Here is a 9,094-nt window from a genome sequence, read left to right on the forward strand (position 1 = left end):
GAATGTTCATTTAAAACCAGCTGCCCCGTACTCCGGGGCAGCTGGCATATAGTGGTGTATTAATTGCTATAACCTGGGTTCTGTACAAATTGTGGGTTAACAGCCATAATATCGCGGCCTATCGGGAATATTGCCGTGTGGTTATCGGCATCGGGCTTTTTATCCCACCAGGTGCCGGTATTAAATACGCCCCAGCGGATCAGATCTGTACGGCGGCGGTTCTCACCTAAAAATTCGCGGCCCCATTCATCCAGCATTTCCTGGTCGGTAAGCTGGCTGCCATCCAGTCTATACAGGCTGGGAGAACCTGCAGGATAATTCCGCTGGCGCACTGCATTCAGCAGTACTGCGGCACCTCCTTTATCGCCTGCCCGGTATTTACATTCAGCCAATGTGTAATAGATCTCCGACAAACGGATCTCCGCATAAGCTGATGTGATACGGTTAGGATCGGGAGTGGGATATAAAGGATATTTGAGGAAAAATACGCCTGAGTTGTGATCGGCATGATTCATATTTGATTCCTTGTCAGCGATCCGGGTTCCGGGTTTTGCACCCAGGAACCAACCTACCTGGTCACGGATAAACAGCGGGTAAGGGCCTTTGTTACCGCGAACAGTATCGGCCTTTGGTACGCCGTTCACGAGGCGCTGAAAAGGCAGGTAGCCGTACAGGAACATACCTTCACGTTTACTGTCGCCCAGGTTTTTGTAAAGCTTCAGGCGATAATCGTCAGGATAATGCTGGAACTTAACGAAAGGTTTGCCCAGCTGAAAGCTGTACTCCACGCTATCCACATCTCTGCCGGGTTGCAATGCATACCTGGGGTTAGCCTGGCCAAAATCCGTAAAGCCGCAATACAACGGCGCCGCGTCGTAAGTTACTGCCCAGAAGAACATGCCGCCATCATATTGCCAGTGCGTGCGTGCAAGGGTGGATGGGAAGCCATAAATGGTTTCTGAATTCACCGTATTATTGGTATAATCATACGGCGCATCCCAGCGGGTATCCAGCTGATAGCTGCCGTATTTGCCGCTGATAATGTCCTGGCAAACCGTGGCACAATCGCTGAACTTATCCTGGTTTACATACACTTTGGCATTCAGGTACAGGCGCGCCAGCAGAGATGCTGCCCCGGCCTGTGTCCACCGGCCAATGCCATTATTGCCCAATGTTTCGCGTTTAGGCAGATCGGGCAGCGCCGCTTTCAGCTCTGATTCAATGTAGGCGAACATTTCATCCGGTGTTGACTGCTTATTAGCAGTAGTGGTATGTTTTACATCCGTTACGATCTCAATATTGCGGTAAAAATCAAATGCTCTTAAATAGAACCAGGCCCGCAATGTTCTGAGCTCGGCTTTAAAATCAGCCAACTCGGTTTCTGTAATACTCAGTTTAGCCGGATCCGTTATGCCTTCCATATCCTGCAGCGAGTTGGTGGCAAGTACAATACCCTGGTAAAAAGCTGTCCAGGCGCCGCTGGTAAAACCATCCTGCGTGGTCCAGGTATGATAGTGCATACGCTGGTAATAACCACCATCCTGCCAGTCGCCCTGGCGGTTGTAGGTGCCTATTTCATCGGTGGAGTTCTCGTTTACGGCATAAACATCATTCCCCTGGATGCTCCAGTAGGCGTGTTCAAATGGCCGTAAAAAGTCCCTGATCACATCATCACGCCGGGTAAGGAACTGCCCTGCATCTACTTTATCATAAACAGTTTCATCCAGTTTTGTGCAGGCGCCTAAAAACAACGCGGTGCTCAAAGCGGCATTTACTATATATTTTCTATAATTCTTTTTCATTACTGTACCGGTTTGTTGTTTAGAATGTAGCCTGTATGCCTGCCAGTATCTGGATGGTGGCCGGGTAAAAGTTCATGTTATAAATGTTCGTACGCGGATTACCCTGAACACCAGGTGTTATGTCATTCACCGGGTACAGGTCGGGATCGCCGCCTGTGAAGCTGGTAAAGGTATGCAGGTTGCTTACCGCTCCATAGATCCTGATGGCTTGCAGGTACTTGGAGTTAACGGTATAATTATAACCCAGTGTTATGTTATCGATCTTAACAAAGGAGCCTGATTCCAGGAAATAGTCTGAAGCAAGCGCCGTGGTGGCCTGATTAGTAAGCTTTGAATATTTGCTTTTCGGATCGTAGGCAGATTTTAAAGTATTAGCATCGGTTTGTGTGGCTGGTGTGCCCAGGTAAAAAGCCTGCATGTTGAACAGCTTATACCCAAAGTTTCCCCTGAGGAAAATGTTAAGATCCCAGTTCTTATAGGTGAATACATTACCCAGTGAGCCGGTGATCTTAGGCAGGCCGTTGCCCACAAACTGCTTGTCATCCGCATTTGCCTGGTTGGCGGGCACTATAGTTCCATCTTTTTTATAAACCAGCAGCGAACCATTTTCATCCACACCCGCTGATTTTAACATATAAAAATCCCCGATGCGGCGCCCTTCCTGCAAACGCTGGATGGTACCGGGAGAACCCGGGGCAGGCAATCCTGCCATATCGCGGTAAGGATCACCGTGGTAGAGCTTATTGGAAAAGGAAACGAATTTATTGTTGTTATAAGCGGCTGCAAATGACAGGTTGTAGCCAAATTCCTTGCGCCGTATCACCGCTGCGCTCAGCTGCAGCTCAATTCCTGAGTTCTTCATAGTGCCTACGTTCGCAAAAGTTTCCGTTTGCGGGTTGGGCGGAAGCGGTACTCTATAGTTGGCCAGCAGATCTTTGTTCGTACGCACATAATAGTTCAATGAACCTGATATGCGGCTGTCGAATATTTCAAAGTCGATGCCGGCGTTAAAATTGATCGCTTTTTCCCAACCCAGGTTCGGGTTAACGTTCTGCGACGGACCATACACCTGGTAGGTTTGACCATTGAAAGCAAAATATCCGTAACCGCCATACAGGATCAAAGACTTGTAGTTGTCAAAATCCTGGTTGCCGGTGATACCGTAATCTGCTCTCAGCTTCAGGTCGTTCAGCCAGCTAACCTTGCCCTGCAGGAAGTTTTCATCAGAAATGCGCCATGCCACGGATACGGCGGGGAAGTTACCCCACTTGTTAGCGGCGCCAAATTTTGAAGAACCTTCGTGCCGGAGGCTTGCGGTTAATATATATTTATTATCAAAATCATAATTCACCCTGCCGTAGAATGACGCCAGGCGGGAATCATTCTGGGTAGAGGATACAGCGTCCTGCCCATTGCCCTTATCGCCACCATTCCAGGTGCCGGAGCCCAGGTTGTTCCACAGGAACGCATCGAACGGAAAATCAAAGTTATGGGCCTTGAATTGCTGGTAATTGAAATAGCTATATGAATAGCCGCCGAGTACCTTAACGTGGTTTCTTTTAATGTTAAGCGCATAATTGATCGTCCATTCGATGTTCCGCTGGTCGTTATCTATCTGTTCCTGTGAAGCTTCGTTGGTTTTGGTCACCTGCCCTGAGTGAACAATAGTTGTCAGGGTAGACGGCCGGAAATTCAGGTTCTTATAGGATGATTTAATAGTAGATACCGTTACCGTTGAATACAGGTTCTTCATAAGGTTCACCTTCAGGGAGCCGCTCATATCCAGCTCCTTTATCTGTGCCTCACTTTTAATAAGCCTTGCATTTTCAACGGGGTTGTTTGCGAAGAACCCGGTATTAATAAAGTTATATTTCCCTGTACTGTCGTAGATAGGGATGGTTGGATTCAGTGTAATAGCGTTGTTGAAATTCCCCTGGTCAGAGTTGCTGGTATGCATGTACCTGGGTGCAACGTTCAGGGAAACGGTATAAACATCGCTTTTTGAAGTATGGTTCAGGTTCAGGCGGGCGCCGTATTCCTTTTTATAGGCGCGCAGGTCAATACCATTGGCATTCCGGTAATCGGCAGAAGCAAAATAGTTGTCGTTAGGTGTGCCGCCGGAGATCTGTAAGGTATGCTTTTGTGCATATGCCTCCTGGCGGGTAACGGACTTCATCCAGTCGGTATTACCTCCAAATTCAAAACCCCGCGGTGTTGAGGTATTGATCCGGTATTGGCGGAACTCATCGGGACTGAGCACATCCGGTACCATCGTCAGCCTGTCCATGGTCACATAACCATTGTAAACCAGCTTTGATTCGCCGCTGCCTTTTTTAGTGGTAATAATAATAACACCATTCCCGCCGCGCGTACCATAAATAGCCGACGCCGCACCACCTTTAAGTACGTCGATGGATTCAATATCGTTCTGGTTAATATTATCAATATTACCTCCCGGTACCCCGTTTATAACGTATAAAGGCCCTAAACCTGCGCTCCGGGATGATACCCCGCGCAGCTGGATGCTGGGAGAGGAGTTAGGATCGGCCGTGGACGTATTGGAGATGGTGAGCCCTGCCACCTTCCCCTGTAAGGACATTAAGGGGTTGTTGGCTGCTACGGTTTTCAGGTCCTTGGCGCTTACGTGCGTTATGGCGCTGGACACTTCCCTTTTGTTCAGGGTACCGTAACCCACGCTCACCACTTCAACGCCTTCAAGCAGCTGGCTGGATAGCGCCAGCTTAACTAATAAGGTGTTCTGAGTAGTAACAGGGATTGTTTGTGTGGCATAGTTAATTGAAGAAAAAATGAGCTCACTGGCATCTGCTGTTAACGTTAACCGGAAAGAGCCGGTTGCGTCGGTGGTGGTTCCGGAGCTTGTCCCTTTAATTCTGATCGTTACCCCTGGTAACGGAGTGGCTGTGGTTGAATCAATTACTTTCCCCTCCAAAACCCTGTTTTGCGCAGCTGCCGGGTAGGCGAAGGCAAAGATCAGGGCGAAAGCACTTAATAATCGTAGAATTTTTTTAAACATAACGGTCTGCTTGATTGGTTCATTAACGCGGACATTCATCGTTCATCGCTGCAGCTGATGATTGTTGACTTCCTATGCCAGTCACGGCTTTTTCTTTGGCGGGTCAAATTAAATCACTAATCAGGCGTGTGATGCCGTCCTGGCACAGGCCGATCCAAAAATCTAAGCTTTTCTAAAATTAGATACTTGATAATCAATATCTTATTAAGCCGGCTGTACCGAAAAATCTAAGGTTATCAGACACGTTTTCACTCAATTACACGGCAAAAAGCTGTACTTTTAACCGCATAAAATCACCAGGATCAGCTATTAAAGCATCAGGGTTAATTTCAGGAAAACGAAAAATGGCCGGTACTTCATTTTTAAAATGGGCTGATCATTCCGGGTCGAAGAACAATGATTGGGGGACTTCCGCTATACAGGGCGGCAGATTACACATTACTTAAATTAGATCTCAGATCTATATGAATAAAATATTATTTGTTTCACTTTTCCTGCTCGCGGGTTTTAATGGATATGCACAAAACACAAAATCAGACAGCCTTTTAACCGTCCTGAAATCCGAAATTGCCAGGGAAAATATTTATAACCAGGACAAAGAAAAACGGATAAACAGGCTGCAGCTTCAGCTGCTTCATACAGACCGCAAAGATTTTTATGCCCAATTCGGGCTTTATTCAAAGATCTTTGAAGAGTACCGTTCCTTCAAGTTCGATTCCGCATTTGTTTACGTCAAAAGGATGATCAGCCTTTCGGAGCAGTTTCAGAAAAAGGACTCTCTGACCCAGAGCAAGATGATGCTGGGAAGCATTTTGCTGAATTCCGGATTTTATAAGGAGGCTTTTGATGTTACCGGGGAAATAGATACCAGCGGGTTGTCCAGGACACTCAAAACCGATTACCTGATCCTGCGGGCGCGGCTGCATGCCGGTATTGCCGACTACGACAACGATGCCTATTTTTCACATAGCTATTACAAGCAGTCGGAAGATTATTTTAAACATGCCGATATTGTTACGCCCCCCAATGATTTTGAGAAAACGATCGACCTGGCCTTTCTGCCGGATTCAGTCAGGGACAAAAAGCTAACTCCGGATTTTTTCTTTAATTATATTATGCGGCGCGGCCTGCCTGAACATGGTATTGCCATGGTTGCTACCAGGATCAGCTTTGCCTATACAGGGCAGGACCGGATCCTTTTCCTTGCGCTGGCGGTGATAAATGATGTGCGTTCCTCTACCAAAGAAACACTGGCCATATTTTTACTGGGGCAGGAGCTGTTTAAGCTGGGTAAAACAAACGATGCCTATATTTTTCTCCAGGAAGCTGCCCGCAACGCCAAATTCTATGGCGCCAGGAACCGTGCCGTGCAGATTGAAACCATGCTACCCCTGGTTGCGGGTAAGCTGATCGATGAGAAACAACATGAAAGGGATAAGCTGCTCATCGGTCTCCTGATCTTTTTGATCGTTGCCGTTATATTATTTTTCCTGCTGGTCATTTACCGGCGGCAAATATTACGCATCAAGGCAAATGAGCTGATGATAAAGGAAAAGAACCATGAGCTGGAAAGCGTGAACGGGAAACTCTGGGAATCTTCTAAAATAAAGGAGCAGCTGATCGGGTTGTTTTTTAAAACGTGTTCATCCTACATAGAAACACTGGATAAAATAAAACACCAAACCCTGCACAACATAAAACTGGGGAAATATAAAGACGTGAACCAGTTTTTAAACAATGTTCATATTGAAGAAGAAAAAGGGAATTTATACAACATGCTTGATACGGTGTTTTTAACCATGTTCCCTAATTTCATTACCTCTTTTAATGCGCTTTTAAAAAAGGAGGATCAGATCTGGCCCAAATCCGGGGAAACCCTCAATGCCACGCTCCGGATATTTGCCTTAATGCGCCTGGGGATCAATGAACATGAGGCCATTGCCAAAATACTGGATTATAGCGTTAGCACGGTGTACACTTATAAAATGCGGATCAAGTCCCGGGCCCTGGTTCCAGCCAATGATTTTGAGCAGAAGATCATGGAGATCAAGTTTATTGAGAGTAATGATCAGTGATGGGGCGGCTTACCTGCCTCCAGGCACCAGCTCAACCCGGTTAAGCGTATAGCTAAAATCTTCATTCCCAACCCTGAACTCCTTGTTTTCATCTAAAACAAAAAGAACGTTCTCATCTCCCTTGAACAAATACATCCGGGCTTTAGAATTGTCAAATTCCAGCGCATAAACCGCTGCATCGGGATCTGATCCGGGGCCTTTAACAATTGTCCATTTACCTTCCAGGATCTTCCGCTGGTAAGAACCACCTTCCTGCTTAACCACATCTCCCCCTCCTGCAATATACAGGGTAAATGTGGATGGTTTCAAAGTGACCGGATCCCGGTAAAACACAAGATCCCATTTTAACTTTTCGCAGTCACCGGGTATGGGGAGGTTTAGCTGTTTTGCTATTTCAGGACAGGGAGGCCTTCCTTCAAAAACGCCTAAAACAGATGGCCCTTTTGGTATGGGACGAAAAGTAATGGTTTGTGAAAGTTTATTATCGGCCGCTGCTGTCTGCGCTTTTGAGAGATTCACAACCAAGGAGCAGAAAGCTGTTACGGATATAAACAATATAGCTTTCATAATATTTTTTTTACAGGATTCTTATTTATTACCGGTCCTGTTAAAGGTATAGCTCCATGCAGCGCTCCCTATCATCAAATGCAGATCACTGTCCAGCAAGTGGAGCAGGTCGTCATTGAGCTTTAAAAATGAAATTGTCCGGTTTGTTTTGGGATCGTGCAGCTGATAAATTATTGCCCCGGGTTTTGATGCAGTGCCTTTAACAATCGTCCATTGCCCTTCCATTTCAATTAATTTCCCGCCTCCAATAAGCCCGGTAGTACCTTGCTTAGGCAAGCCGTATATGCAATGCAGCTTATAGCTGATGGGTGATTTCTTAAATGCATCCTGGTAAAGTACCAGCTTCCATTTTATCAGCTCACAAACTGCATTTACAGGGATACCGGGTAAAGGCCTGGTGCCCTTGCTGCAGGGAGTGCTGGCCAGGAACACAACGGATGAATTTTCCCGGCTGGTATTTTGTGAGCATGCATTTGTTATTGTAAATAACAATACAGGAACTATAAAAATCGATCTGAGCTGTTTCATGTACCTGAATTTCACTAAAGCTACAATCCAGGGGCCAGCCAGGATAAAATTTTACATCAAATGCCGCAGCGGCTTGACAAAGAGCAAGCTTCATGCAATATTCATTATGCGAATATAGGTTACAATAATTCAGCTACACTATAATAGCAGATCCCAAAACTTTTCTTCTTGAATGGAAGCAACAGGAACATGATCATGATCTATAAATTTCTTTGCAATATACTTTCTTTTCATTCTGAGATTGGGTTAATCCGTTGACAATAGTTCCATCAATTTATAATTTACAAAATAGGTCGTCCTGCCAATTTTTTGTGGTTTCACAATGTCTGCATCAGTTAATTTTTTTAACCAGGTAGAGGCTGTTTGCCGGTGAGCCATCTCCTTTTTCTCTAGTAGTTCGATTTTTAAATATGGTAATGTGAACATTAACTGCAACAAATCATAACTAAAAGAGGAACCTAAAGCCTGTTTCATTCTTTTCTCCATTTCCTCTTTCAAGGAAAGCATATTCTTTATTTTTTTGGTAGTTAACTGTGCTGTTTCTATTATGGCTGTAAGTATGTACATAACCCAGTCATGCCAATTATTTTTCTCAGTGACTCCCCGTAGCAACTGGTAATATTCCGTTTTATATTTTACGATATATGAGCTTAGGTATAAAACTGGTTGCGATAATAATTCCTGTTGCACAAGATACAGCGCATTTACAATACGCCCCGTCCGCCCGTTACCATCAGAAAAAGGGTGAATGGCTTCAAATTGATAGTGTATAAAAGCCATTTTTATCAACGGGTCAAGCAGTGCTGCTTCAGGATTATTGATAAACCGTTCCAAAGCTGCCAGTTTTTCTCTTAATACATCTTCACAGCATGGCGGGGTATATAAGGCATAATGTTGAATTGCTATAATGATTTCATCATTTATCTCTGAACGTGTCGTTTGTTTCGACCCCAACTTTACATGATGATGAAATTATGCTATTTTTTCGACATAAAAAGACATTGATGTTGAAAGGTTTAACATTTCGGTAACTCATATGATCCCGCTCGCTTCAGGCACTCAATCGAGTAGGAAGATAGTCGGCTTGG

General features: G+C 45.2%; 6 protein-coding genes. 1 reads left to right on the top strand and 5 read right to left on the bottom strand.

Features of this window, described 5'->3' with window-relative positions; translation table 11 throughout:
* Nucleotides 1-59: 59 nt before the first annotated feature.
* Both KVT36_RS03070 and KVT36_RS03075 read right to left on the bottom strand, forming a co-directional pair.
* Nucleotides 60-1,802 carry a RagB/SusD family nutrient uptake outer membrane protein gene (locus KVT36_RS03070; RefSeq protein ID WP_217602006.1) on the bottom strand — a complete coding sequence of 581 codons (1,743 nt, stop codon included), beginning with the start codon at nucleotides 1,800-1,802 and terminating at the stop codon, nucleotides 60-62.
* A gap of 19 nt (nucleotides 1,803-1,821) precedes the next feature.
* Nucleotides 1,822-4,836, bottom strand: coding sequence for a SusC/RagA family TonB-linked outer membrane protein (locus KVT36_RS03075; protein ID WP_217602007.1), 3,015 nt, complete (start codon nucleotides 4,834-4,836; stop codon nucleotides 1,822-1,824).
* Nucleotides 4,837-5,300: 464 nt separating this feature from the next.
* Here KVT36_RS03075 and KVT36_RS03080 point away from each other — a divergent pair, with 464 nt between their 5' ends.
* Nucleotides 5,301-6,911: a DUF6377 domain-containing protein gene (locus KVT36_RS03080; protein WP_217602008.1), complete on the top strand. Its 1,611-nt coding sequence runs from the start codon at nucleotides 5,301-5,303 to the stop codon at nucleotides 6,909-6,911.
* 9 nt (nucleotides 6,912-6,920) lie between these two features.
* On the opposite strand, the gene KVT36_RS03085 is transcribed toward KVT36_RS03080, so the two are convergent.
* The 3 genes from KVT36_RS03085 to KVT36_RS03095 all read right to left on the bottom strand — a co-directional run bounded on the left by KVT36_RS03085 (nucleotide 6,921) and on the right by KVT36_RS03095 (nucleotide 8,960).
* The gene (locus KVT36_RS03085) at nucleotides 6,921-7,478 is read right to left on the bottom strand and encodes a hypothetical protein (protein WP_217602009.1); all 558 of its coding nucleotides are present in this window, start codon (nucleotides 7,476-7,478) and stop codon (nucleotides 6,921-6,923) included.
* A gap of 21 nt (nucleotides 7,479-7,499) precedes the next feature.
* Nucleotides 7,500-8,006 (bottom strand): hypothetical protein, encoded by a 507-nt coding sequence (locus tag KVT36_RS03090; RefSeq protein WP_217602010.1) that lies wholly within the window; start codon nucleotides 8,004-8,006, stop codon nucleotides 7,500-7,502.
* 246 nt (nucleotides 8,007-8,252) lie between these two features.
* Nucleotides 8,253-8,960, bottom strand: a complete 708-nt coding sequence (locus tag KVT36_RS03095) for a Fic family protein (protein ID WP_217602011.1) — start codon at nucleotides 8,958-8,960, stop codon at nucleotides 8,253-8,255.
* Nucleotides 8,961-9,094: the final 134 nt, after the last annotated feature.

Origin of the sequence: Chitinophaga sp. GbtcB8, from assembly GCF_019091455.1 — a bacterium.
Taxonomy (GTDB): domain Bacteria; phylum Bacteroidota; class Bacteroidia; order Chitinophagales; family Chitinophagaceae; genus Chitinophaga.

Bases quoted from the DNA above. Each gene is read 5' to 3' on its own strand.
- KVT36_RS03090 (WP_217602010.1), bottom strand. From the start codon at position 8,006: ATGAAACAGCTCAGATCGATTTTTATAGTTCCTGTATTGTTATTTACA.
- KVT36_RS03070 (WP_217602006.1), bottom strand. From the start codon at position 1,802: ATGAAAAAGAATTATAGAAAATATATAGTAAATGCCGCTTTGAGCACC.
- KVT36_RS03075 (WP_217602007.1), bottom strand. From the start codon at position 4,836: ATGTTTAAAAAAATTCTACGATTATTAAGTGCTTTCGCCCTGATCTTT.
- KVT36_RS03085 (WP_217602009.1), bottom strand. From the start codon at position 7,478: ATGAAAGCTATATTGTTTATATCCGTAACAGCTTTCTGCTCCTTGGTT.
- KVT36_RS03080 (WP_217602008.1), top strand. From the start codon at position 5,301: ATGAATAAAATATTATTTGTTTCACTTTTCCTGCTCGCGGGTTTTAAT.